At 48.6% G+C, this 20,522-nt stretch carries 36 protein-coding genes; 35 read left to right on the top strand and 1 reads right to left on the bottom strand.

Annotated features, from left to right (window positions below):
* Positions 1 to 3: 3 nt before the first annotated feature.
* The 35 genes from fusA to ADICEAN_RS20895 all read left to right on the top strand — a co-directional run bounded on the left by fusA (position 4) and on the right by ADICEAN_RS20895 (position 20,247).
* Positions 4 to 2,124 carry an elongation factor G gene (gene fusA, locus ADICEAN_RS03770; RefSeq protein ID WP_009194200.1) on the top strand — a complete coding sequence of 707 codons (2,121 nt, stop codon included), beginning with the start codon at positions 4 to 6 and terminating at the stop codon, positions 2,122 to 2,124.
* 6 nt (positions 2,125 to 2,130) lie between these two features.
* The gene (gene rpsJ / locus ADICEAN_RS03765) at positions 2,131 to 2,436 is read left to right on the top strand and encodes a 30S ribosomal protein S10 (RefSeq protein ID WP_009194199.1); all 306 of its coding nucleotides are present in this window, start codon (positions 2,131 to 2,133) and stop codon (positions 2,434 to 2,436) included.
* A 185-nt stretch (positions 2,437 to 2,621) separates the two neighbouring features.
* Positions 2,622 to 3,254: a 50S ribosomal protein L3 gene (gene rplC, locus ADICEAN_RS03760; RefSeq protein WP_040396150.1), complete on the top strand. Its 633-nt coding sequence runs from the start codon at positions 2,622 to 2,624 to the stop codon at positions 3,252 to 3,254.
* A gap of 3 nt (positions 3,255 to 3,257) precedes the next feature.
* Complete coding sequence (rplD, locus tag ADICEAN_RS03755; RefSeq protein ID WP_009194197.1) at positions 3,258 to 3,893, top strand: 50S ribosomal protein L4; 636 nt, start codon at positions 3,258 to 3,260, stop codon at positions 3,891 to 3,893.
* Positions 3,890 to 4,177: a 50S ribosomal protein L23 gene (gene rplW, locus ADICEAN_RS03750; RefSeq protein WP_009194196.1), complete on the top strand. Its 288-nt coding sequence runs from the start codon at positions 3,890 to 3,892 to the stop codon at positions 4,175 to 4,177. The genes rplD and rplW overlap by 4 nt, the downstream gene beginning before the upstream one ends.
* Before the next feature lie 11 nt (positions 4,178 to 4,188).
* Positions 4,189 to 5,013 carry a 50S ribosomal protein L2 gene (gene rplB, locus ADICEAN_RS03745; protein WP_009194195.1) on the top strand — a complete coding sequence of 275 codons (825 nt, stop codon included), beginning with the start codon at positions 4,189 to 4,191 and terminating at the stop codon, positions 5,011 to 5,013.
* Complete coding sequence (rpsS, locus tag ADICEAN_RS03740) at positions 5,013 to 5,291, top strand: 30S ribosomal protein S19 (RefSeq protein ID WP_009194194.1); 279 nt, start codon at positions 5,013 to 5,015, stop codon at positions 5,289 to 5,291. The genes rplB and rpsS overlap by 1 nt, the downstream gene beginning before the upstream one ends.
* Before the next feature lies 1 nt (position 5,292).
* Positions 5,293 to 5,673 (top strand): 50S ribosomal protein L22, encoded by a 381-nt coding sequence (gene rplV, locus ADICEAN_RS03735; protein WP_009194193.1) that lies wholly within the window; start codon positions 5,293 to 5,295, stop codon positions 5,671 to 5,673.
* A gap of 2 nt (positions 5,674 to 5,675) precedes the next feature.
* Positions 5,676 to 6,428, top strand: a complete 753-nt coding sequence (gene rpsC / locus ADICEAN_RS03730) for a 30S ribosomal protein S3 (protein ID WP_009194192.1) — start codon at positions 5,676 to 5,678, stop codon at positions 6,426 to 6,428.
* Positions 6,429 to 6,452: 24 nt separating this feature from the next.
* Positions 6,453 to 6,872 (top strand): 50S ribosomal protein L16, encoded by a 420-nt coding sequence (gene rplP, locus ADICEAN_RS03725; RefSeq protein WP_009194191.1) that lies wholly within the window; start codon positions 6,453 to 6,455, stop codon positions 6,870 to 6,872.
* An 8-nt stretch (positions 6,873 to 6,880) separates the two neighbouring features.
* A complete protein-coding gene (rpmC, locus tag ADICEAN_RS03720; RefSeq protein ID WP_009194190.1) occupies positions 6,881 to 7,075 on the top strand; it encodes a 50S ribosomal protein L29 in 195 nt (64 codons plus the stop codon).
* A 3-nt stretch (positions 7,076 to 7,078) separates the two neighbouring features.
* A complete protein-coding gene (gene rpsQ, locus ADICEAN_RS03715; protein ID WP_009194189.1) occupies positions 7,079 to 7,336 on the top strand; it encodes a 30S ribosomal protein S17 in 258 nt (85 codons plus the stop codon).
* 2 nt (positions 7,337 to 7,338) lie between these two features.
* Positions 7,339 to 7,707 (top strand): 50S ribosomal protein L14, encoded by a 369-nt coding sequence (gene rplN, locus ADICEAN_RS03710; RefSeq protein ID WP_009194188.1) that lies wholly within the window; start codon positions 7,339 to 7,341, stop codon positions 7,705 to 7,707.
* A 6-nt stretch (positions 7,708 to 7,713) separates the two neighbouring features.
* Entirely contained in the window at positions 7,714 to 8,064 is a 351-nt protein-coding gene (gene rplX / locus ADICEAN_RS03705) for a 50S ribosomal protein L24 (protein ID WP_009194187.1), read from the top strand.
* Positions 8,057 to 8,611: a 50S ribosomal protein L5 gene (rplE, locus tag ADICEAN_RS03700; protein WP_040396147.1), complete on the top strand. Its 555-nt coding sequence runs from the start codon at positions 8,057 to 8,059 to the stop codon at positions 8,609 to 8,611. Before rplX ends, rplE begins: the two co-directional genes overlap by 8 nt.
* A gap of 2 nt (positions 8,612 to 8,613) precedes the next feature.
* Positions 8,614 to 8,883 carry a 30S ribosomal protein S14 gene (rpsN, locus tag ADICEAN_RS03695; protein WP_009194185.1) on the top strand — a complete coding sequence of 90 codons (270 nt, stop codon included), beginning with the start codon at positions 8,614 to 8,616 and terminating at the stop codon, positions 8,881 to 8,883.
* A gap of 83 nt (positions 8,884 to 8,966) precedes the next feature.
* Entirely contained in the window at positions 8,967 to 9,362 is a 396-nt protein-coding gene (rpsH, locus tag ADICEAN_RS03690) for a 30S ribosomal protein S8 (protein ID WP_009194184.1), read from the top strand.
* 10 nt (positions 9,363 to 9,372) lie between these two features.
* Positions 9,373 to 9,927 (top strand): 50S ribosomal protein L6, encoded by a 555-nt coding sequence (gene rplF / locus ADICEAN_RS03685; protein WP_009194183.1) that lies wholly within the window; start codon positions 9,373 to 9,375, stop codon positions 9,925 to 9,927.
* Between the two features lie 4 nt (positions 9,928 to 9,931).
* Positions 9,932 to 10,282, top strand: coding sequence for a 50S ribosomal protein L18 (rplR, locus tag ADICEAN_RS03680; RefSeq protein ID WP_009194182.1), 351 nt, complete (start codon positions 9,932 to 9,934; stop codon positions 10,280 to 10,282).
* A gap of 7 nt (positions 10,283 to 10,289) precedes the next feature.
* Positions 10,290 to 10,808, top strand: a complete 519-nt coding sequence (gene rpsE / locus ADICEAN_RS03675) for a 30S ribosomal protein S5 (protein ID WP_009194181.1) — start codon at positions 10,290 to 10,292, stop codon at positions 10,806 to 10,808.
* A gap of 4 nt (positions 10,809 to 10,812) precedes the next feature.
* Positions 10,813 to 10,992: a 50S ribosomal protein L30 gene (gene rpmD, locus ADICEAN_RS03670; protein ID WP_009194180.1), complete on the top strand. Its 180-nt coding sequence runs from the start codon at positions 10,813 to 10,815 to the stop codon at positions 10,990 to 10,992.
* 1 nt (position 10,993) lies between these two features.
* Positions 10,994 to 11,440 (top strand): 50S ribosomal protein L15, encoded by a 447-nt coding sequence (gene rplO / locus ADICEAN_RS03665; protein WP_040396144.1) that lies wholly within the window; start codon positions 10,994 to 10,996, stop codon positions 11,438 to 11,440.
* Between the two features lie 4 nt (positions 11,441 to 11,444).
* On the top strand, positions 11,445 to 12,767 hold the full coding sequence (secY, locus tag ADICEAN_RS03660) for a preprotein translocase subunit SecY (RefSeq protein WP_009194178.1): 1,323 nt from the start codon (positions 11,445 to 11,447) through the stop codon (positions 12,765 to 12,767).
* Positions 12,767 to 13,540, top strand: coding sequence for a type I methionyl aminopeptidase (gene map, locus ADICEAN_RS03655; protein ID WP_009194177.1), 774 nt, complete (start codon positions 12,767 to 12,769; stop codon positions 13,538 to 13,540). Before secY ends, map begins: the two co-directional genes overlap by 1 nt.
* A 1-nt stretch (position 13,541) precedes the next feature.
* Entirely contained in the window at positions 13,542 to 13,760 is a 219-nt protein-coding gene (infA, locus tag ADICEAN_RS03650) for a translation initiation factor IF-1 (protein ID WP_009194176.1), read from the top strand.
* A gap of 6 nt (positions 13,761 to 13,766) precedes the next feature.
* Complete coding sequence (gene ykgO / locus ADICEAN_RS03645; protein WP_009194175.1) at positions 13,767 to 13,883, top strand: type B 50S ribosomal protein L36; 117 nt, start codon at positions 13,767 to 13,769, stop codon at positions 13,881 to 13,883.
* Between the two features lie 2 nt (positions 13,884 to 13,885).
* Positions 13,886 to 14,263, top strand: coding sequence for a 30S ribosomal protein S13 (gene rpsM / locus ADICEAN_RS03640; RefSeq protein WP_009194174.1), 378 nt, complete (start codon positions 13,886 to 13,888; stop codon positions 14,261 to 14,263).
* A gap of 10 nt (positions 14,264 to 14,273) precedes the next feature.
* Positions 14,274 to 14,666, top strand: coding sequence for a 30S ribosomal protein S11 (gene rpsK / locus ADICEAN_RS03635; protein WP_009194173.1), 393 nt, complete (start codon positions 14,274 to 14,276; stop codon positions 14,664 to 14,666).
* 24 nt (positions 14,667 to 14,690) lie between these two features.
* Positions 14,691 to 15,296: a 30S ribosomal protein S4 gene (rpsD, locus tag ADICEAN_RS03630; RefSeq protein ID WP_009194172.1), complete on the top strand. Its 606-nt coding sequence runs from the start codon at positions 14,691 to 14,693 to the stop codon at positions 15,294 to 15,296.
* 25 nt (positions 15,297 to 15,321) lie between these two features.
* A complete protein-coding gene (locus tag ADICEAN_RS03625; RefSeq protein WP_009194171.1) occupies positions 15,322 to 16,311 on the top strand; it encodes a DNA-directed RNA polymerase subunit alpha in 990 nt (329 codons plus the stop codon).
* A 6-nt stretch (positions 16,312 to 16,317) separates the two neighbouring features.
* Positions 16,318 to 16,815 (top strand): 50S ribosomal protein L17, encoded by a 498-nt coding sequence (gene rplQ / locus ADICEAN_RS03620; RefSeq protein WP_040396143.1) that lies wholly within the window; start codon positions 16,318 to 16,320, stop codon positions 16,813 to 16,815.
* Between the two features lie 112 nt (positions 16,816 to 16,927).
* A complete protein-coding gene (gene carA / locus ADICEAN_RS03615) occupies positions 16,928 to 18,028 on the top strand; it encodes a glutamine-hydrolyzing carbamoyl-phosphate synthase small subunit (RefSeq protein WP_009194169.1) in 1,101 nt (366 codons plus the stop codon).
* A 12-nt stretch (positions 18,029 to 18,040) separates the two neighbouring features.
* A complete protein-coding gene (eno, locus tag ADICEAN_RS03610; protein WP_009194168.1) occupies positions 18,041 to 19,318 on the top strand; it encodes a phosphopyruvate hydratase in 1,278 nt (425 codons plus the stop codon).
* Positions 19,319 to 19,405: 87 nt separating this feature from the next.
* Positions 19,406 to 19,711 carry an FtsB family cell division protein gene (locus ADICEAN_RS03605; RefSeq protein ID WP_009194167.1) on the top strand — a complete coding sequence of 102 codons (306 nt, stop codon included), beginning with the start codon at positions 19,406 to 19,408 and terminating at the stop codon, positions 19,709 to 19,711.
* A 158-nt stretch (positions 19,712 to 19,869) separates the two neighbouring features.
* A complete protein-coding gene (locus ADICEAN_RS20895) occupies positions 19,870 to 20,247 on the top strand; it encodes a hypothetical protein (RefSeq protein ID WP_152426306.1) in 378 nt (125 codons plus the stop codon).
* Here the strand turns inward: ADICEAN_RS20895 and ADICEAN_RS03595 are convergent.
* Positions 20,244 to 20,522, bottom strand: a 279-nt coding sequence (locus ADICEAN_RS03595; RefSeq protein WP_040396142.1) for an Ldh family oxidoreductase, incomplete at its 5' end; no start/stop codon positions are given. The genes ADICEAN_RS20895 and ADICEAN_RS03595 overlap by 4 nt on opposite strands.

The following is a 20,522-nucleotide window of genomic DNA, read 5'->3' as shown; positions in this document are numbered from 1 at the left end:
AAAATGGCACGCGATTTAAAATATACTAGAAATATAGGCATTGCCGCTCACATTGATGCAGGTAAAACGACCACTACGGAGCGTATTCTGTATTATGCGGGTGTAAGCCACAAGATTGGTGAGGTTCATGATGGTGCTGCCACCATGGACTGGATGGAGCAGGAGCAGGAGCGGGGCATTACCATTACCTCAGCTGCTACAACTGTAAACTGGAACTACAGAAACCAAAAGTACCACATCAACATCATTGACACTCCGGGCCACGTGGACTTTACCGTAGAGGTAAACCGTTCACTGCGGGTACTGGATGGTCTGGTATTCTTGTTTAGCGCCGTTGATGGGGTAGAGCCGCAGTCAGAAACAAACTGGCGACTGGCCAACAACTACAATGTGGCCCGTATTGGTTTCGTAAACAAAATGGACCGTTCAGGCGCCGATTTCCTTGGTGTTTGCAAGCAGGTTAAAGAAATGCTGGGCAGCAATGCAGTACCCCTGCAGCTTCCCATTGGTGCTGAAGAAAATTTCAAAGGCGTAGTAGACCTGGTAAACTTCCGCGGCATTATCTGGAATGAGGAAGATAAAGGCATGACCTTTACCGAAGTGCCCATTCCGGACGATATGATGGAAGAAGCGCAGGAGTACCGGGAGAAACTGCTGGAAGCAGTGGCCGAGTATGACGAGACGCTGATGGAAAAATACTTCGAGGATCCAAACTCGATCACCGAAGATGAGATCCTGGCTGCCCTTCGTGCCGCAACCATCGACATGGCCATTGTGCCCATGCTGTGTGGTTCTTCCTTCAAGAACAAAGGGGTACAGACCATGCTGGACTATGTAATGGCCCTGTGTCCGTCTCCGCTTGATAAAGAAAGCATCAAAGGAACGCATCCTGATACCGGTGCCGAAGTGGCACGTAAGCCAAGTGAGTCTGAGCCTTTCGCAGCACTGGCATTCAAAATTGCAACCGACCCCTATGTAGGACGTCTGTGCTTCATCCGCGCCTATTCTGGTGTATTGGAGTCTGGCTCATACGTGTACAACAGCCGTTCGGAAAGCAAAGAGCGTATCTCCCGTATCTTCCAGATGCACGCCAACAAGCAAAACCAGATCGAGCGTCTGGGCGCTGGTGACATTGGGGCGGTAGTAGGCTTTAAGGATATCAAAACAGGGGATACCCTCTGTGATGAGAAGAACAAGATCGTACTTGAATCCATGGTATTCCCAGAGCCCGTAATTGGGTATGCCATCGAGCCTAAGAAACAGGCCGATGTGGATAAGCTGGGTATGGCCATTGCCAAACTGATCGAAGAAGATCCAACCCTACAGGTGCATACTGACCATGAAACGGGTCAGACCATCCTCAGAGGAATGGGCGAGCTTCACCTTGAGATTATCATTGACCGTATGCGTCGTGAGTTCAAGGTAGAGATCAACCAGGGTGCTCCTCAGGTAGCCTACAAAGAAGCTATCACAGCTAATACCGAGCACAAAGAGGTATACAAGAAGCAAACGGGTGGTAAAGGTAAATTTGCAGATATTGTGTTCGAAATGGGCCCAATCGATGCAGATGCCGATCCTAAAACTGTCAAGAACGGTCTGCAGTTTGTGAATGCCGTAGTGGGTGGTGTAATTCCAAAAGAATTCATCCCGGCTATTCAGAAAGGCTTTGAAGGTGCCATGAAAAATGGTCCGCTGGCCGGCTTCCCCATTGAGCAGATGAAAGTTCGTCTGTTCCACGGATCATACCACGATGTAGACTCCGATGCGCTGTCATTTGAAATGGCTGCACGCCTTGGGTACAAGGAAGCAGCAAAGAAATGTAAGCCCATCATTCTGGAGCCGATCATGTCCGTAGAGGTGGTAACGCCAGACGAGTACACCGGTCCTGTAACAGGTGACCTGAACCGTCGCCGCGGTATCATGAAGGGTATGGAAGGCAAAGGCAATGCACAGGTGATCAGAGCCAATGTGCCGCTTTCTGAACTGTTTGGGTATGTAACGGACCTGCGTACCATTACATCCGGACGTGCAGCAGCAACACTGACCTTCGATCACTATGAGCAGGTACCAAATAACATTGCTGAGCAGGTAATCGCAAAAACTAAAGGTGAGGCCGTAAAATAAAAGGGTATGAACCAGAAAATTCGCATAAAGTTAAAATCATACGATCACAACCTGGTAGACAAATCGTCTGAGAAGATCGTACGGGCGGTAAAAGCTACCGGAGCTGTGGTAAATGGTCCTATCCCTTTGCCCACAGAGAAGGAAATCTTCACTGTTCTTCGTTCTCCCCACGTAAACAAGAAGTCTCGGGAGCAATTCCAGCTGTGCACCTACAAGCGCCTGGTAGATATTTATTCTACAAGTGCCAAAACCGTAGATGCCCTGATGAAGCTTGAACTACCCAGTGGTGTAGATGTAGAGATCAAAGTGTGATAACACCGCACGTTTACAAAAGAACCAACTTGCCGGCAGCGGAAGTTGGTTCTTTTTTGTTTTAGCGCAGGGGATAAATTGTGGAACAAGATTTTACTTGTAAACTTTTTTTATAACTTTGCAGTCCTTTATGAAAAGTAAGTTGCGCAAATAGTACGCAGCTTCAAGGTAAACTAACAGATAAAATGTCTGGTATAATCGGAAAAAAAATCGGGATGACTAGCATCTTCAGTGCCGATGGACAAAATGTCGCATGCACAGTAGTGGAGGCTGGTCCTTGCGTGGTAACGCAAGTAAAAGATGAAGAAACTGATGGCTATCGGGCCGTACAGTTGGCTTACGGCGAGCGCAAAGAAAAGCATACAAGCAAAGCGCTGGCCGGACACTTTGCAAAGGCCAAGACCACACCAAAGCGTAAAGTGGTTGAATTCCGCGACTTCCGGGTGGAGTTTGAGGGAGGAGTGGCGATTGGAAACGAGATCAAAGCCGGTGAGGTATTCATCGAAGGCGATTTCGTAGATGCCATTGGCACATCAAAAGGCAAAGGATTTCAGGGTGTTGTGAAACGCCATGGATTTTCCGGTGTAGGTGAAGCGACCCACGGTCAGCACAACCGTCTGCGTGCGCCAGGTTCAATTGGTGCGTGTTCTTTCCCCTCTCGGGTATTCAAAGGACAGCGCATGGCCGGCAGAACTGGTGGCCGTAGAGTTAAGATGGTTAACTTACGCGTTCTAAAAATCTTTCCTGAGCAGAATCTGCTGTTGGTAAGTGGCTCAATTCCAGGAGCGAAAAATTCTTACGTAATTCTAGAGAAGTAAACCATGGAAGTTTCAGTACTGAAAAATAATGGTGAAGACACAGGCCGTAAAGTAACACTGGCTGCGTCTGTGTTTGGTATCGAACCAAACGATCATGCAATCTACCTGGATGTAAAGCAGTATTTGGCTAACCAACGTCAGGGAACGCACAAGTCAAAGGAGAGAAACGAGGTAGCTGGCTCTACGCGTAAGATCAAGAAACAAAAGGGTACCGGTACAGCCCGTGCAGGTAGCATCAAGTCGCCTGTATTCCGTGGCGGTGGACGTATTTTTGGTCCAAGACCTCGTAACTACAGCTTCAAGCTGAATAAGAAGGTGAAGCAGCTGGCAAGACTGTCCGCGCTGGCCTATAAGGCAAAAGGTGAGAGCATCAGCGTGCTGGAAAACTTCAGCTTTGATGCTCCCAAAACCAAATCGTACCTGAGCCTGCTCAATGGCTTATCGCTGAGCAGCAAGAAAACGCTGCTGGTACTGGCCGAGAATGATCAGAACGTAGTGCTGTCAAGCCGCAACATTCAGAATGCCCGTGTGACCACAGCATCTGAGCTGAACACCTATGAAATAATGAAGGCCGATACGCTGATCTTCAGTGAGGGCGCCATACAGAAACTGGAAGAACTTTATACCGCTGAATCATGAGTGTGCTGATCAAACCTCTAGTAACCGAGAAAGTATCTGCCCTGAATGAAAAGGGTAAATACGGCTTTGTGGTAGCAAAGACTGCTAACAAAGTTGAAATCAAAAAGGCTATTGAAAAGGCCTACGGCGTAACGGTGGAATCAGTAAACACCATGCGTTATAATGGTAAAACCAAATCCCGCTACACCAAAACAGGCGTGGTAAGTGGCAAAACTGCCTCTTATAAGAAAGCCGTTGTTTCTGTAGCTGAGGGTGAAGTAATCGACTTTTACAGCGGCATTTAATAAGATTAGTGATGGCAATTAAAAAACTAAGACCGGTAACACCGGGTCAGCGTTTCAGAATAGCACCAACCTTCAGTGAAATTACCAGCGATCAGCCGGAGAAGTCACTGCTGGTAACAAAGAAGAAATCTGGTGGCCGGAACAATCAGGGCCGCAGAACCATGCGCTATATTGGTGGTGGTCACAAGCAGAAAGTACGTGCAATCGACTTTCAGCGTGCCCATTATGATGTACCCGCTACTGTAAAAGCGATTGAGTACGATCCAACCCGTACTGCACGTGTTGCCCTTATCGTTTATGCAGATGGCGCAAAAGCCTATATCCTGGCTCCCGAAGGCCTGGCTGCCGGACAAACGGTGATCAGCGGTACAGCGGTAGCACCCGAGCTGGGCAATGCCCTTCCTCTGAAAAGCATACCCCTGGGTACTATTGTACACAACATTGAGCTGAAGCCTGGTAAGGGTGGAGCAATGGCCCGCAGTGCAGGCTCCTATGGTCAGCTGGTAGCCCGTGAGGGTAAATATGCAACCATTAAGCTTCCTTCTGGCGAAATGCGCAGTGTGCTGGTAGAGTGTATGGCTACCGTAGGTACTGTTTCCAACGGAACCCACATGAACGAAAGCCTGGGTAAAGCAGGTCGTAACCGCTGGCTGGGACGTCGTCCTCGCGTACGTGGTGTAGCCATGAACCCGGTTGATCACCCTATGGGTGGTGGCGAAGGCCGTGCATCCGGTGGTCACCCACGCTCTCGCAATGGTCAGATCTCAAAAGGTAAGAAAACCAGAAGTCCGAAAAAGTACAGCAACGGCTTAATCATTAGCAAAAGGAAGAAATAATGGCACGCTCACTTAAAAAAGGACCATACATAGATTTCCGGCTGGAAAATAAAGTATCTAAAATGAACGAAGGAGGCAAAAAGTCTGTCATTAAGACCTGGTCTCGCCGTTCTATGATCTCTCCGGACTTTGTAGGCCACACATTTGCCGTTCACAATGGCAACAAGTTTATACCTGTGTATGTGACAGAGAACATGGTAGGTCACAAAATGGGCGAATTCGCTCCTACCCGTAACTTCAGAGGTCACACTGCGAAAAAAGATAAAGGTAAGAGATAATATGGAAGCAATAGCAAAGCTTAATAACGTGCCTACATCGCCTCGTAAGATGAGGCTGGTAGCCGATATGATTCGTGGCCTGGCTGTAGACAGAGCATTGAGCGTATTGAAGTTCGATTCAAAACACAGCTCTGAGCGCCTGGAGAAATTGCTTGTATCAGCTATCTCTAACTGGCAGAACAAACACGAGGATGCACGTCTTGAAGAAGCCGGCCTGTTCGTAAAGGAAATCCGGGTTGACAGTGGCCGTATTCTGAAGCGCCTTCGTCCTGCTCCGCAGGGTAGAGCACACCGCATCAGAAAAAGATCCAACCACGTAACGCTGGTAGTTGCCAGCCGCAGCAACCAGACAAACGAACAAACTAACACTAGCGCAGAATAATCATGGGACAGAAAGTTAATCCAATAGGTCTCCGATTAGGCATTATCAAAGGGTGGGAGTCAAACTGGTACGGTGGCAAGACTTTTTCCGATAAACTGATCGAAGATCATAATATCCGCAAATACATTTTCGCCCGTATTCCAAAGGGTGGTATTTCAAAGATCATTATAGAGCGTACACTCAAGCGCATTACCCTTACCATCCATACGGCCCGTCCGGGTGTAGTGATTGGCAAAGGTGGCGCCGAGGTAGACAGGCTGCGGGAAGAGCTCAAGAAGCTGACCAGCAAAGATGTTCAGATCAACATCTTTGAGATCAAGCGTCCTGAGATCGATTCACAGCTGGTAGGTGATTCAATTGCCCAGCAGCTACAGGCACGGATCTCGTATCGTCGTGCGATGAAACAGGCCATTGCCAGTGCCATGCGTGTAGGTGCCCAGGGTATCAAGATCAAATGTTCAGGCCGTCTAGGCGGTGCTGAGATGGCTCGTACAGAGCAATACAAAGAAGGCCGTATTCCCCTGCACACCCTTCGTGCCGATATCGATTATGCTATCTCTGAAGCACAAACGGTATACGGTAAGATCGGTATCAAGGTGTGGATCTTCAAAGGGGAGGTTTACGGTAAGCCCGACCTTTCTCCAAATGCAGCTGCTCAGGCGCAAAGCGGTGGCCCCGAGGGTCGTCGTCCTGCAGGACCAGGCAAGCAAAGAAGAGAAGGTGCCCGTGGCGGCGCAAGAAAGAAAAGAAAATAAGCTGTCGTTAATTCTGTACGAACCATGTTACAGCCAAAAAGAACAAAATTTAGAAAGCAACAAAAGGGCAGGGTTACCGGCATCGCACAGCGCGGCCATACCCTTACCTTCGGCAACTTTGGCATCAAAGCCCTGGAGCCGGGATTTATAACTTCACGGCAGATTGAGGCAGCTCGTATCGCCATGACCCGTGCAATGAAACGCGAAGGCCGCGTATGGATCCGGATCTTCCCAGACAAACCCATCACCAAAAAGCCTGCAGAGGTTCGGATGGGTAAGGGTAAAGGTGCTCCGGAATACTGGGTAGCCATTGTAAAACCAGGTACGATCCTTTTTGAGTCTACAGGGGTAGCCCCTGAACTGGCTCAGGAATCACTTCGCCTGGCAGCACAAAAGCTTCCTATCAAAACTAAATTTATTGTACGAAACGATTTTGTAGGATAAGCCAGGTCATGAAAAACCAAGAAATACGTTCCTTGTCTGCAGATGAGCTAAAAGAGCGCATTGCAGCAGAGAAAGAAGGCCTTCAAAAGCTTAAGTTTGCCCATGAGATCTCTCCGGTAGAGAACCCCATGAAGATCAGACATTCCCGGCGCTTGATAGCCAAAATGGAAACCGAATTAAGGGCTAAAGAAATAACTAATTAAAAGATGGAGCCTCGCAATTTACGTAAAGAACGGATTGGCAAGGTGGTGAGCAACAAGATGCAAAAAACCATCACCGTAGAAGTATCTCGTAAGGAGAAACACCCCATCTACGGTAAGTTCATCGGTAAGTCCACCAAGTTCAAAGCCCATGATGAGAAGAATGAGTGCAACATAGGTGACACCGTTCTGATCTCTGAAACACGCCCCCTTAGCAAAGAAAAGCGCTGGCGTTTAGTTGAAATCCTAGAAAGAGCGAAGTAATCATGATACAACAAGAATCAAGACTGGCCGTAGCCGATAACAGCGGCGCTAAAGAAGTACTTTGTATCAGAGTGCTTGGCGGTACGGGTAAACGCTATGCAAGTGTTGGTGACAAGATCGTCGTTTCTGTGAAGAGCGCAATCCCAGCCAGCAACATCAAAAAAGGAACTGTAAGCAAGGCGGTAGTTGTTCGTACCAAGAAAGAAATACGCCGCAAAGACGGATCCTATATCCGTTTCGAAGAAAACGCTGCTGTGCTCCTGAACAACCAGGACGAGCCCCGCGGCACGCGTATCTTCGGCCCGGTAGCACGCGAATTGCGCGAAAAGCAATTCATGAAAATTGTTTCTCTGGCTCCAGAAGTATTGTAATTGGATATGAAAGCAACAACAACTAAGACTGCCAAACTTCACATCCGCACAGGTGATACTGTGAAAGTACTGACTGGTGCAGATCGTGGTAAAACCGGCAAGGTACAGCAAATTTTGCGGGATGAGCAGAAGGCCATAGTAGAAGGTGTGAACATGAAGCACAAACACCAGAAGCCTAATGCCCAAAACCCCGAGGGTGGCATCACACATAAAGAAGCTCCTATCCACATTAGCAACCTAATGGTGGTAGATCCGGCTACTGGTCAGGCAACACGCATTGGCCGTAAGCTGAACGATCAGGGAAAGCTACAGCGTTACTCAAAGAAAAATAACGGACAATTTATCACTAATGGCTAATCCTAGGCTAAAAGATAAGTATCTCAGCGAAATCGTACCTGCTCTACAAGAGAAGTTCTCTTATAAGTCAGTTATGCAGGTGCCAAAACTCGTTAAGATCAGCATCAACCGTGGCGTTGGTGCAGCAGTAGCTGACAAAAAACTGGTAGACGTAAGCATCGACGAGCTGTCGACGATTGCCGGCCAGAAGGCAGTTGCTACCAAGGCTAAACTTTCGATCTCTAACTTTAAGCTGCGTGAAGGCATGCCCATCGGCGCCAAGGTAACGCTGCGTGGAGAGCGTATGTATGAATTCCTGGACCGTCTGATGACCGTAGCACTGCCCCGCGTACGTGACTTCAAAGGCATCAACAGCAAAGGATTCGATGGCCGTGGCAACTATACCCTGGGTGTACAGGAGCAGATCATCTTCCCTGAGATCTCAATCGACAAGGTAAACCGCATTACAGGTATGAACATTACCTTTGTAACGACGGCTGATACCGACGAAGAGTGCTACGCGCTGCTGAAAGAGTTTGGATTACCCTTCTCAAATAAAAACGCTTAACCATGGCAAAAGAATCAATCAAGGCCAGAGAGCGCAAAAGAGCTAAGATGGTGGCAAAATTCGCTGAGAAGCGCGCTGCCCTGAAAGCTGCCGGCGATTATGAGGCTCTGGACAAACTTCCTAAGAGCTCATCTGCAGTTCGTCTGCATAACCGCTGCAAACTAACCGGTCGTCCAAGAGGCTACATGCGTAAGTTTGGCATCTCTCGTGTGACCTTCCGCGAAATGGCCTCAGCAGGCAAGATCCCTGGCGTAACCAAAGCCAGCTGGTAATTCCTGCACCAAATATTTTATTAAACGAAAAAAAGTAGTACTTTTGCAGGCCATTACGGTGTGCAAGACAACTTATTATTTAGATGGATCCTATAGCAGATTACCTGACCAGGCTCAGAAATGCCATTAAGGCCAACCACAGGGTGGTTGAGATTCCTGCTTCCAACATCAAAAAAGAGATAACTAAGGTATTATACGACAAAGGGTATATCCAAAGTTACAAGTTTGATGATGAAGCCAAGGTAGGCGGTATCATTAAGATTGCCCTTAAGTATAATCCGGTTACGAAAAACTCAGCAATTGTTAAGCTGGAGCGAGTTAGTAAACCAGGTTTGCGCAAGTACGCAAAATCAGACGCCCTTCCCCGTGTTCTAAATGGCATGGGTGTAGCCATTGTGTCTACCTCCAAAGGTCTGATGACAGATAAAGAAGCTCGTCTGCAGAATGTAGGCGGCGAAGTTTTGTGTTACGTTTACTAATTACGCTACTATGTCACGAGTTGGTCTTAAACCCATCAGCATACCTAGCGGTGTCGACATCAAGGTTGACAAAGACGTTGTGACCGTAAAAGGTCCAAAAGGTACGCTTTCACAAAAAATAGATACAGACTTCTCCGTTGCTATGGATAACGGAAGTCTGGCTGTTACACGCCCTACAGAGCAAAAACGTCACAAGGCCCTTCATGGTCTGTACCGCTCCCTTATCAACAACATGGTGGTAGGGGTTAGCCAGGGCTACAAAAAAGAACTGGAACTTGTAGGGGTAGGCTACAAAGCCGCCGTACAGGGTAATATCCTGGAACTTAACGTTGGCTATTCTCACAGCATCTTCCTGGCTGTTCCCGAAGAGATCAAGATCTCTGCCGAAACGCCCAAAGGTAAAAACCCGCTGGTAACCCTGGAAGGTATTGACAAGCAGCTGATCGGTCAGGTTGCTGCTAAAATTAAGTCCCTGCGCAAAGTAGAGCCTTATAAAGGGAAAGGTATCCGCTTCGTTGGTGAATTTGTAAGAAGAAAAGCTGGTAAGTCCGCTTCTAAAAAATAAGTAAATGGCTAAGAATATTCGTCTATCCAGTAGGGACAGAATCCGTAAAGGAATTCGTCGCAAAATTAGCGGAACATCTGAGCGTCCCAGACTATCAGTTTTCAAGAGCAATAAGGGGATTTATGCTCAGCTTATAGATGACCTGAAAGGTCACACCATTGCAGCCGCCTCCAGCAGAGAGCTTGAAGTTGCCAACGCAACCATTGGTTCTGCCAAAACAGTAGGCACAGCGCTTGCTGAAAAAGCAAAAGAAGCAGGTGTTACTGCAGTAGTATTTGACCGTAACGGCTACAAATACCACGGACAAGTTAAAGCTCTGGCAGAAGGTGCCCGGGAGGGTGGATTAAATTTCTAAGTACATCATGGCTCAAGCAACAGTAAAAACAGTAAAAGCTAGCGAAATAGACCTGAAAGAAAAGGTAGTAGCTATCAATAGAGTAGCCAAGGTTGTAAAGGGCGGTCGCCGTTTCAGCTTTGCCGCTATTGTGGTTGTTGGCGATGGTCAGGGTGTAGTTGGATACGGACTTGGAAAAGCAAATGAGGTGACCGATGCGATTGTAAAGGGAATCGAAGATGCCAAGAAAAACCTTATCCGTGTACCCATCATCAATGGTACCGTGCCTCATACGGCCGAAGGTAAATACAGTGGCGGTTTCGTACTGGTAAAGCCGGCTGCCGCCGGTACCGGTGTAATTGCCGGTGGTGCGATGCGTGCTGTGTTCGAAAGTGCCGGCGTTCATAACGTACTGGCCAAATCCAAAGGTTCTTCAAACCCGCATAACGTGGTAAAGGCTACCTTTGATGCACTGACCAATATGCGCGATGCGCATACCGTAGCCATGCAGCGTGGTGTTCCTATGTCTAAAGTATTTAACGGTTAATGTCATGGCTAAACTGATCATTACACAAGTTAAAAGCTCAATCAAGCGTCCGGCGCGGCAAAAAGCTACGCTGCAGGCATTGGGCCTTCGCAAACTGAACCAGACCGTGGAGCACGAAGGTACTCCCCAGATCCTGGGCATGCTAAATAAAGTTGGTCACCTGGTAAGCTATAAGGAGGCATAAGATGAAACTGAATACACTACAGCCAGCAGAAGGATCTGTTAAAAGCGGCAAGCGTATCGGTCGTGGTACAGGATCAGGTAGAGGCGGAACCTCAACCCGTGGTCACAAAGGTGCCAAATCTCGCTCTGGTTACAGCCAGAAAGCAGGTTTTGAAGGTGGTCAGATGCCCCTTCAGCGTCGTGTGCCTAAGTTTGGCTTTAAGAATAACAACAAGATCATTTACAAGCCGATCAACCTGTCTACCCTTCAGCAGCTTGCTGATGAGTTCCAGCTTGATACCATCACCGTGGACGTGCTGAAAGAGCACGGCCTGGCCGGCAAAAATGATAAGATCAAAGTTCTGGGTAATGGTGAGCTTACCAAAGCCCTGACAGTAGAGGCACATGGTCTCTCAGCCTCCGCTCTTGAAGCAATTGAGAGAGCTGGTGGTAAGGTGACTAAACTCTAAGCGAATGAACAAATTCTTCAGCACCATACGGAATATCTTTGCGATAGAAGATCTGAGAACCCGGATTGTCAATACGCTGGGTTTTCTGATCATTTTCCGCCTAGGCTCACACATCGTATTACCGGCTACCGATCCTAACATGTTAGGGGAGGGGGCGACGGAAGGTATACTTTCCCTGTTGAACACCATTCTGGGCGGCGCTTTCAGCAAAGCAGCTATCTTTGCACTGGGTATTATGCCCTATATTTCAGCGTCTATCGTAGTGCAGCTGCTAACCGTAGCTGTACCCTACTTTACCAAGCTGCAAAAGGAGGGTGAATCTGGCCGAAAGAAGATCAACCAGATCACCCGGGTGCTGACGATTGCCATTACGCTGGTACAGGGCTTCAGTTATCTGCAATCCGGGATCATCCCTGCAGAAGCGATCATGATCGACCCCTTCTGGTGGACGGTTACCAACATGATCGTACTAACCTCCGGTACCATGTTCGTTATGTGGCTGGGTGAGCGGATCACCGATAAAGGGATCGGGAATGGTATCTCCATGTTGATCATGATTGGTATCATCTCCGTACTGCCAGGCGCCCTCTGGGCTGAGGCACTTACCCGCGGTGGAAGCGAACTTCTGTTCTTCATTCTTGAATTAGTGGCCCTGTTCTTTGTGGTAATGGCTGTAGTGATGCTCACTCAGGCTACCCGCAGAATACCCATTCAATATGCAAAGCAGGTAATTGGTGGGAAGGTATATGGCGGTCAGCGCCAATACATTCCCCTCAAGATCAACGCAGCTGGTGTAATGCCCATTATCTTTGCTCAATCGCTGATGTTCCTTCCGGGCCTTGTAGCAGGTTTCTGGGCTGATCAAAGTGATCTGGCAAGTTCCATTGGCCGTACCTTCAGCTCGTATACCTCCTGGGAGTATAACCTGGTATTTGCTATCCTGATCATTGTATTCACCTTTTTCTACACAGCTATCACCGTCAATCCTAACCAGATTGCCGATGACCTGAAGCGGAATGGCGGTTTTGTACCAGGCATCAAGCCGGGCAGAGATACCAGCCATTTCATTGACGGAGTGCTGACCAGAATCACCCTTCCGGGTTCAATCTTCCTGGCAATTGTGGCTATTCTGCCTGCACTTGCCGTACAGGCCGGGGTAAACCAGCAGTTTGCCCAGTTCTTTGGAGGAACGTCCCTGCTGATCATGGTAGGTGTGATCCTGGATACCCTGAATCAGATTAACAGCTACCTGCTGATGAGGCACTACGAAGGCATGATGAAATCAGGCAAGATTCGTGGTAAATCAGAAAATGTTGCAGTAGCTTAATGGTCTGGTTGAAAGGGGAAGAAGACCTTGCCCTGATCAGAGAAGGGGCAGAAATACTTGGAAGAGCGCATGCCGAAGTAGCGAAGATCATTAAGCCCGGTGTTACCACTGAGGCGTTGGACAAAGCTGCTGAAGCCTACATCCTGGATCATGCCGCACTTCCTTCTTTTAAGGGATACAACGGATTTAAACATACCCTGTGCATTTCACCAAATGAGCAGGTTGTGCATGGAATTCCGGGCAAATATGAACTAAAAGAAGGAGATGTTGTTTCCATAGATTGTGGAGTTTTTTACAAGGGATACCACAGTGACTGCGCTTACACATACGGTGTAGGCGAACTTGATAAGAAGGTTGCCGATTTGCTGGAATATACCCGCCAGTCCCTTTATCTGGGTATTGAGCAGGCCGTAGCCGGCAGGCGGATCGGAGATATTGGTTTTGCTATTCAGTCCTTTGTGGAAGCAAAGGGGTATAGTGTTGTCAGGGAGCTTGTTGGGCATGGGGTAGGTAAGAACCTGCATGAAGAACCTGAAGTACCGAACTATGGCAAACGTGGTAAAGGTGCTCTCCTCAAAAAGGGGATGGTTCTTGCTATTGAACCAATGATCAACCTGGGCAAGCGCAATGTAGTGCAGGAACGGGATGGTTGGACAATCCGTACAGCCGATAAGCTTCCTTCAGCACATTTTGAGCACACAGTGGTAGTACTGGAAGAGCGCGCTGAGATTTTGACAACACATAAGTATATAGAAGAAGTACTGTATAAATAGTATGGCAAAACAATCATCCATTACGCAGGATGGAAAAATAATTGAGGCCCTCTCGAACGCTATGTTTCGTGTAGAGTTGGAAAACGGCCACCAAGTGATTGCACACATTTCCGGCAAAATGCGCATGAATTACATTAAGATTCTGCCAGGAGACAAGGTCAAGCTGGAAATGTCGCCATATGATTTAACCAAAGGAAGAATCGTTTACCGATATAAATAAGCAGCGATGAAAGTTAAAGCTTCTGTAAAGAAACGTAGTGCCGACTGCAAGATCATCCGCAGAAAAGGCAAGATCTACGTAATTAACAAAAAGAACCCCAGGTTTAAACAAAGACAAGGATAAGTATGGCCCGTATTGCAGGAGTTGATATTCCGGATAATAAAAGAGGCGAGATCAGCCTGACCTACATCTTTGGCATCGGACGGAGCTCTGCCAAGAGCATCCTGGAGAAAGCCAATGTAGATCTGGATAAAAAAGTACGTGACTGGACCGATGATGAATCTGGTGCTATTCGTGCTATTATTACCAACGAGTTCAAGACTGAAGGTGTCCTGAAGTCAGAGATCCAGCTAAGCATCAAGCGTCTGATGGACATTGGTTCTTACCGTGGCCTTCGCCACCGCAAGGGCCTGCCGGTTCGTGGTCAGAAGACCAAGAACAATGCTCGTACACGTAAAGGTAAACGTAAGACTGTAGCGAATAAGAAAAAAGCTACTAAATAAGGTTTAGGACATGGCTCAAAAACGTAAAGACAAGGCTAAAAAGCGTGTCGTTGTTGTAGAAGCAATCGGACAGGCACACATCAAAGCCTCTTTCAACAATATTATCGTTAGCATGACTAACGGCAATGGTGAAGTGATCTCTTGGGCATCTGCCGGTAAAATGGGTTTCAAAGGCTCCAAGAAGAACACTCCATATGCTGCCCAAGTAGCCGCTCAAAACGCTGCCTCCGCTGCTTATGACCTGGGACTACGCAAAGTAGAAGTGTATGTAAAGGGACCCGGTGCAGGACGTGAGTCCGCGATCCGTACCATCCAGAATGCAGGTATCGATGTAACAACCATCAAGGATGTTACACCCCTGCCGCACAACGGATGCCGTCCTCCCAAGCGCAGAAGAGTTTAATCCTAGACGAGAAGTAGTTTAACAATGGCAAGATATACAGGACCTACTACCAAAATCGCCCGCCGCTTTGGTGAGCCAATTTTTGGTTCGGACAAATCCTTTCAAAAGAAGAACTATCCTCCCGGCATGCATGGTCGTGGTCGCCGTAAGAAGCAATCAGAATATGCCATCCAGCTGATGGAGAAGCAAAAGGCCAAGCACATCTATGGTATGCTTGAGCGCCAGTTCGAGAATCTTTTTGATAAGGCCAGCCGCCTGCCAGGCATTACAGGTGATAACCTGCTTCGCCTGCTGGAAGCACGCCTTGACAATACCGTGTACAGACTTGGTATTTCACCCACCCGCCGCGGCGCCCGTCAGCTTGTGCTGCACAAGCACATTATGGTAAACGGCCAGGTAGTGAACATCCCCAGCTATACCCTTCGCCCTGGTGATCAGATCAGCGTACGGGAAAAGTCTAAGTCACTTGAAGTAATCACTAATAGCCTGGCTGCCCGCACTGCGCAGCGCTACAACTGGCTGGAGTGGAATGCTTCTGACATGACGGGCAAATTTGTTGCTCCTCCCGCGCGTGAGGATGTTCCTGAGAATATCAGAGAGCAGCTGATCGTCGAGCTTTATTCTAAGTAATTTTTAAATTTAATTCCTTTTCTTTATGTCTATACTAGCATTTCAGATGCCCGAAAAGGTTGCCATGGAGAAGGCTGATGACTTTCGTGGTCTATTCACCTTCAAGCCACTGGAACCAGGATACGGCGTGACAATAGGTAATGCATTACGTAGAATTCTGCTGTCGTCGCTCGAGGGGTATGCTATTGTTGGTATAAAGATTCCAGGCGTTCTGCACGAATTCTCTTCCATTGAAGGCGTGGTAGAAGATGTGAGCGATGTGATCCTTAATCTGAAGCAGGTTCGCTTTAAGAAAGTAGCAGATGTGGTAGACAATCAGTTTACCGTGCATGTGAAAGGTCAGAAGCAACTCAAAGCAGGTCAACTGGTGAATGCTCAGAAGGGTTTTCAGGTTCTGAATCCCGATCTGGTAATCTTCAACTGCGATGAAACGGTAGATCTGGAGATTGAAGTGTATGTTGAGAAGGGACGTGGCTATGTACCCGCCGATGAGAATAAGCCCTCTGAGCAGGTATTCGGTTACATCACTACTGATGCCATCTTCACCCCGATCAAGAACGTACAGTATCGGATTGAAAATACCCGTGTAGAGCAGAAAACTGACTACGAGCAACTGGTACTGGATATTGAAACTGACGGTTCCATTCATCCTGAGAAAGCCCTGCAAGGCGCTGCCAATATTCTTATTCAGCACTTCATGCTATTCTCAGATCAGAACATGGTTCTGGAGTCTGGAGCGCAGGGCGAGCCTGAAGCAGTTGATGAGGAATTGCTGCACATGCGTAAAATGCTGAAAACAGCGCTGAATGATCTTGATCTCTCCGTACGTGCCTATAACTGCCTTAAAGCAGCTGATGTGCGTACCCTGGGCGATCTGGTGCAGCTTGAAATTTCTGATATGATGAAATTCCGCAACTTCGGTAAGAAGTCGCTGGCCGAACTGGAACAACTCGTACAAGAAAAAGGGTTGGTATTCGGCATGGATATATCCAAGTACAAACTTGATGAGGACTAAGGTATCATGAGACACGGTAAGAAAATAAATCACCTCGGAAGAACAGCCTCACATCGCAGCGCGATGTTGTCTAACATGGCTTCTTCTCTTATCCTGCACAAGCGCATCACCACTACTGTTGCCAAAGCCAAGGCGCTTCGCAAGTATGTAGAGCCGCTTATCACCAAGGCTAAAGACAATACGACCCACTCTAGACGGGTAGCATTCTCTTACCTGCAGGACAAAACAGCTATTCAGGAGCTTTTTGGCCCGGTAGCTGAAAAAGTTGGAACTCGCCCCGGCGGCTATACGCGGATCATCCGCACTGGCTATCGCCTGGGTGACAACGCTGAGACCTGCCTGATGGAGCTGGTTGATTTCAACGAGCTGATGCTGAAAGATGCAACTCCGGCCAAAGGGAAAGCGAAACGTACACGTCGTGCCGGCCGCACTAAAGCTAAAGGTGCTGAAGGTTCAGCAGCTGAAGCTAAAGGCGCTGAAGGCGACTCAACTACTGAAGCATGATGCTAACCGGCATCTGATTATAAAAGGGATTAGGCGTAGGCTTAATCCCTTTTTTGCGTTCTGTCCCCTCTGGTTTGATATTTTGATGTAAATTTGCACCGACTTCACGCGCATGAAATACTATACCAAAAAACCCGCAGTTTTGATGCTCCAGGATGGCACCGTCTTCTGGGGTTCCTCTATTGGTAAAACCGGCACCAATGGGGGCGAGATCTGTTTCAATACCAGCATGGCTGGCTACCAGGAGATCTATACCGATCCCTCCTATGCAGGTCAGGTAGTGGTAAACACTACCGCTCACATAGGCAACTATGGGGTGCTGGATCTGGAGCAGGAATCTGCCCGCCCCACTATCAATGGGCTTGTGGTGAATACCTTTTCTGCGATCTCAAGCCGTAAAACTGCCGAAAGCAGGCTGCAGGAATACCTCGAGAAAAATGAGATTGTGGGCATTGCCGATGTAGATACCCGCCAGCTGGTGCGGCATATCCGGTCTAAGGGGGCTATGAACTGCATCATCTCTTCAGAGATACTGGATCTGGACAAGCTGCGTGCCGAACTGGATAAGATACCCGATATGCAGGGGCTTGAATTGTCCAGTAAAGTTACCACACAGGAGGCCTATGAACTGGGTCCGGAAGGGGCGGGCTATAAAATTGCCGTCCTGGATCTGGGGATCAAGAAAAGCATCATGAGCAACTTAACGGAGCGTGGGTGCCGGCTTAAGGTATTTCCTGCCAAAACCTCTTATGATGAAATTGCGCAGTGGGGGCCCAATGGGTATTTTATTTCCAACGGTCCCGGCGATCCGGGTGCCATGCCCTATGCGGTAGATACGGTTAAGAAAATGCTGGAGTCTGATAAGCCCCTATTTGGTATTTGCCTGGGTCATCAGATCCTGGGGCTGGCCGTAGGGGCGCCTACCTACAAAATGCACCACGGGCATAGAGGGGCCAACCAACCAGTTAAAAATCTGGTGACCGGAAGAAGCGAGATCACCTCACAAAATCACGGTTTTGCAGTTGATACTGAAACGATTAAGCAGCAGGAGAAGATCAACATCACGCATGTGAACCTAAATGATGGTACCGTAGAAGGCTTTGAGCTTAAGGATAAACCGGCTTTCTCTGTACAGTACCACCCTGAGTCGTCTCCGGGCCCGCATGACTCGCGCTACCTCTTTGATCATTTTATAGACTTACTTAACGACTAAAACTTTTTTACTATGAGCATCATTTCGCACATTCATGCCCGTCAGATCCTTGATTCAAGGGGGAACCCTACCATTGAAGTAGATGTAATTACCGCCAATGGCGTAATGGGTCGGGCGGCTGTCCCCTCCGGTGCCTCTACCGGCGCACATGAGGCCGTTGAGCTTCGTGATGATGACAAAGACCGCTATATGGGCAAAGGTGTTACCAAGGCGGTAGAGAATGTAAATGAAAGCATTGTAGAAGAGTTGGTGGGCATGTCGGTCTTCGATCAGAACCTTATTGATCAGACCATGCTGGAGCTGGATGGTACCGAAAACAAAGGCAAGCTTGGTGCTAATGCTATTCTGGGCGTTTCGCTGGCAGTTGCCAAAGCCGCTGCTCAGGAAGCCGGCCAGTCGCTGTTCCGCTACGTAGGGGGGGTAAATGCCAACACCCTGCCTGTACCCATGATGAATATTCTCAATGGGGGTAGCCATGCTGATAATGCCATCGACTTCCAGGAGTTCATGATCATGCCTGTAGGGGCCGATACCTTTTCGGAAGCCCTGCGCAAAGGCACCGAAGTATTCCATAACCTGAAAAAGGTGCTTAAAGATGCCGGCCTATCTACCAACGTAGGGGATGAGGGCGGTTTTGCACCCAACATTCGCTCCAACGAAGAGGCCATTGAGATGGTACTGCGCGCCATAGAAAAAGCAGGCTATAAGCCCGGCGATGACTTTATGATTGCCATGGATGCCGCCACTACAGAGTTCTACGATGAAAAAACGGGCCTGTATACCTTCCACAAATCGGATAACCGTCAGCTGAGTAGCGATGAGATGGCCGAGTACTGGGCTACCTGGGTGAACAAATACCCCATTCTGTCCATTGAAGATGGCATGGCCGAAGATGACTGGGCCGGCTGGAAGCGCCATACCGAACTGGTAGGCCATAAGGTGCAGCTGGTAGGCGATGACCTGTTCGTAACCAATGTAAAGCGCCTGCAGCAGGGCATCGATCAGCGCATCGGCAATGCCATCCTGATCAAAGTAAACCAGATCGGTTCACTGACTGAAACCATCAATGCGGTAAACCTGGCTCACCGCAATGCCTATAAGAGCATCATGAGCCACCGCAGCGGCGAAACCGAAGACAATACGATAGCCGACCTGGCCGTAGCACTCAACACCGGGCAGATCAAAACCGGATCGGCCAGCCGCTCTGACCGTATGGCCAAGTACAATCAGCTGATCCGTATTGAGGAAGAGCTGGGGGATATGGCCTATTATCCCGGCCGCCGGTTCTAGGCAGGCAGAAACAGAAATGGAAAAACGGGCTTAGGGATAAGCCCGTTTTTCTTTTTTATGTATCTTTAGCCTACGCTACAGCTGGTTATGTCACCAATCCGAAAAATCCCTCCCATTTTCCGTAACATCTATGTGCTGGCAGCCCTGGGCTATCTGGTCTGGATGCTGTTTCTTGATGCCAACAATATCCCCAATCAGATCAGGACCAGTGCTAAAATGTCCAGGCTGGAAGATGATAAAGCCCACTACCAGCAGCGGATAGAAGAAGTGAAAAAAGACCGGGAAGAACTGCTGGGCGATCCCGCGATGCTGGAGAAGTTTGCCCGGGAAAAGTATCTCATGCGTAAACCACAGGAGGTTGTTTACGTACTTGAGAGAGAGAATGAAGACTAAGCTACTACCCCTGTTTCTACTTATTTTCCTTTCCCTGTGTGCCTTGGGGCAGGGTGTGCCGATTGAGCAAAACGAGCCCGAGCGCCCGCGCTGGCGCGATAAAGTTTTTTTGGAGGGGTGGGGGTGTTCAGTTCACCAATATTGGCACCTTTATTACGGTGTTTCCTTCTGTAGGCTACCGCATTAAGCCCAAATGGTCTACAGGGGTTATGGGCATCTACCAGTATATCCATTACCGGGATGTGCAGCGCAGCACCCACAATTACGGAGCCAGCCTCTTTACCCGCTATTTTGTGCTTCCCAAGGTGTATGCTACGGCCGAATATGAGCAGCTCAACATGCAAACCATCAGCTATCAGGAGATTGGCGCCCGCCGTTGGGTAGACCGTATGCTGATAGGCGCCGGCTACTTTCAGCCGGCCGGTAGGCGAGGGGGCTTCCACCTGGGCATCCTGTACGATGTTTTCTACAGCCCTACCGATCCCTACTATCCCTACCAATCCCCCTTTGTCTACCGGATCGGCTTTATCTTTTAGTGTGTTCCTTCAGCCAGGGGTGCTACCGATAGTTTAGCGGCCAGTTGCTGCAGATCGTCCACCACAGGGAGCAGCAGCGGTATTCCCTCTTTTCTGCGTATTACTTCCATTTCCCGCTCCGGATCACCGGGTATGATCACCTGCGCTTTGCCTTCTACAGTTTTGGCAGATCGGAAGCGCCTTATCCACCCATCCATATGCTCTTTGAACTCCTGCGCAGCCGGAACGCATCCACCCGCATGGCTCCCAGAAAATGCCCTATGCCCTCTCCAACA

Origin of the sequence: Cesiribacter andamanensis AMV16 (assembly GCF_000348925.1) — a bacterium.
Taxonomy (GTDB): Bacteria; Bacteroidota; Bacteroidia; order Cytophagales; family Cyclobacteriaceae; genus Cesiribacter; species Cesiribacter andamanensis.
Note: the sequence above shows the minus strand (reverse complement) of the source record. Positions and strands in the feature narration are given on the sequence as shown.

What these genes read in the sequence shown, in the direction of transcription:
- rpsK (WP_009194173.1), top strand. Translation starts at nt 14,274, where the DNA reads ATGGCTCAAAAACGTAAAGACAAGGCTAAAAAGCGTGTCGTTGTTGTA.
- rpsD (WP_009194172.1), top strand. Translation starts at nt 14,691, where the DNA reads ATGGCAAGATATACAGGACCTACTACCAAAATCGCCCGCCGCTTTGGT.
- rplW (WP_009194196.1), top strand. Translation starts at nt 3,890, where the DNA reads ATGAGTGTGCTGATCAAACCTCTAGTAACCGAGAAAGTATCTGCCCTG.
- rplR (WP_009194182.1), top strand. Translation starts at nt 9,932, where the DNA reads ATGGCTAAGAATATTCGTCTATCCAGTAGGGACAGAATCCGTAAAGGA.
- rplD (WP_009194197.1), top strand. Translation starts at nt 3,258, where the DNA reads ATGGAAGTTTCAGTACTGAAAAATAATGGTGAAGACACAGGCCGTAAA.
- rplV (WP_009194193.1), top strand. Translation starts at nt 5,293, where the DNA reads ATGGAAGCAATAGCAAAGCTTAATAACGTGCCTACATCGCCTCGTAAG.
- rpsC (WP_009194192.1), top strand. Translation starts at nt 5,676, where the DNA reads ATGGGACAGAAAGTTAATCCAATAGGTCTCCGATTAGGCATTATCAAA.
- secY (WP_009194178.1), top strand. Translation starts at nt 11,445, where the DNA reads ATGAACAAATTCTTCAGCACCATACGGAATATCTTTGCGATAGAAGAT.
- rplX (WP_009194187.1), top strand. Translation starts at nt 7,714, where the DNA reads ATGAAAGCAACAACAACTAAGACTGCCAAACTTCACATCCGCACAGGT.
- ADICEAN_RS03625 (WP_009194171.1), top strand. Translation starts at nt 15,322, where the DNA reads ATGTCTATACTAGCATTTCAGATGCCCGAAAAGGTTGCCATGGAGAAG.
- rplQ (WP_040396143.1), top strand. Translation starts at nt 16,318, where the DNA reads ATGAGACACGGTAAGAAAATAAATCACCTCGGAAGAACAGCCTCACAT.
- ykgO (WP_009194175.1), top strand. Translation starts at nt 13,767, where the DNA reads ATGAAAGTTAAAGCTTCTGTAAAGAAACGTAGTGCCGACTGCAAGATC.
- rpmC (WP_009194190.1), top strand. Translation starts at nt 6,881, where the DNA reads ATGAAAAACCAAGAAATACGTTCCTTGTCTGCAGATGAGCTAAAAGAG.
- rplP (WP_009194191.1), top strand. Translation starts at nt 6,453, where the DNA reads ATGTTACAGCCAAAAAGAACAAAATTTAGAAAGCAACAAAAGGGCAGG.
- rpmD (WP_009194180.1), top strand. Translation starts at nt 10,813, where the DNA reads ATGGCTAAACTGATCATTACACAAGTTAAAAGCTCAATCAAGCGTCCG.
- rpsH (WP_009194184.1), top strand. Translation starts at nt 8,967, where the DNA reads ATGGATCCTATAGCAGATTACCTGACCAGGCTCAGAAATGCCATTAAG.
- map (WP_009194177.1), top strand. Translation starts at nt 12,767, where the DNA reads ATGGTCTGGTTGAAAGGGGAAGAAGACCTTGCCCTGATCAGAGAAGGG.
- infA (WP_009194176.1), top strand. Translation starts at nt 13,542, where the DNA reads ATGGCAAAACAATCATCCATTACGCAGGATGGAAAAATAATTGAGGCC.
- rplN (WP_009194188.1), top strand. Translation starts at nt 7,339, where the DNA reads ATGATACAACAAGAATCAAGACTGGCCGTAGCCGATAACAGCGGCGCT.
- rpsS (WP_009194194.1), top strand. Translation starts at nt 5,013, where the DNA reads ATGGCACGCTCACTTAAAAAAGGACCATACATAGATTTCCGGCTGGAA.
- rpsQ (WP_009194189.1), top strand. Translation starts at nt 7,079, where the DNA reads ATGGAGCCTCGCAATTTACGTAAAGAACGGATTGGCAAGGTGGTGAGC.
- rplB (WP_009194195.1), top strand. Translation starts at nt 4,189, where the DNA reads ATGGCAATTAAAAAACTAAGACCGGTAACACCGGGTCAGCGTTTCAGA.
- rplO (WP_040396144.1), top strand. Translation starts at nt 10,994, where the DNA reads ATGAAACTGAATACACTACAGCCAGCAGAAGGATCTGTTAAAAGCGGC.
- rpsN (WP_009194185.1), top strand. Translation starts at nt 8,614, where the DNA reads ATGGCAAAAGAATCAATCAAGGCCAGAGAGCGCAAAAGAGCTAAGATG.
- carA (WP_009194169.1), top strand. Translation starts at nt 16,928, where the DNA reads ATGAAATACTATACCAAAAAACCCGCAGTTTTGATGCTCCAGGATGGC.
- rpsE (WP_009194181.1), top strand. Translation starts at nt 10,290, where the DNA reads ATGGCTCAAGCAACAGTAAAAACAGTAAAAGCTAGCGAAATAGACCTG.
- rplC (WP_040396150.1), top strand. Translation starts at nt 2,622, where the DNA reads ATGTCTGGTATAATCGGAAAAAAAATCGGGATGACTAGCATCTTCAGT.
- rplE (WP_040396147.1), top strand. Translation starts at nt 8,057, where the DNA reads ATGGCTAATCCTAGGCTAAAAGATAAGTATCTCAGCGAAATCGTACCT.
- rpsJ (WP_009194199.1), top strand. Translation starts at nt 2,131, where the DNA reads ATGAACCAGAAAATTCGCATAAAGTTAAAATCATACGATCACAACCTG.
- rpsM (WP_009194174.1), top strand. Translation starts at nt 13,886, where the DNA reads ATGGCCCGTATTGCAGGAGTTGATATTCCGGATAATAAAAGAGGCGAG.
- eno (WP_009194168.1), top strand. Translation starts at nt 18,041, where the DNA reads ATGAGCATCATTTCGCACATTCATGCCCGTCAGATCCTTGATTCAAGG.
- rplF (WP_009194183.1), top strand. Translation starts at nt 9,373, where the DNA reads ATGTCACGAGTTGGTCTTAAACCCATCAGCATACCTAGCGGTGTCGAC.
- ADICEAN_RS03605 (WP_009194167.1), top strand. Translation starts at nt 19,406, where the DNA reads ATGTCACCAATCCGAAAAATCCCTCCCATTTTCCGTAACATCTATGTG.
- fusA (WP_009194200.1), top strand. Translation starts at nt 4, where the DNA reads ATGGCACGCGATTTAAAATATACTAGAAATATAGGCATTGCCGCTCAC.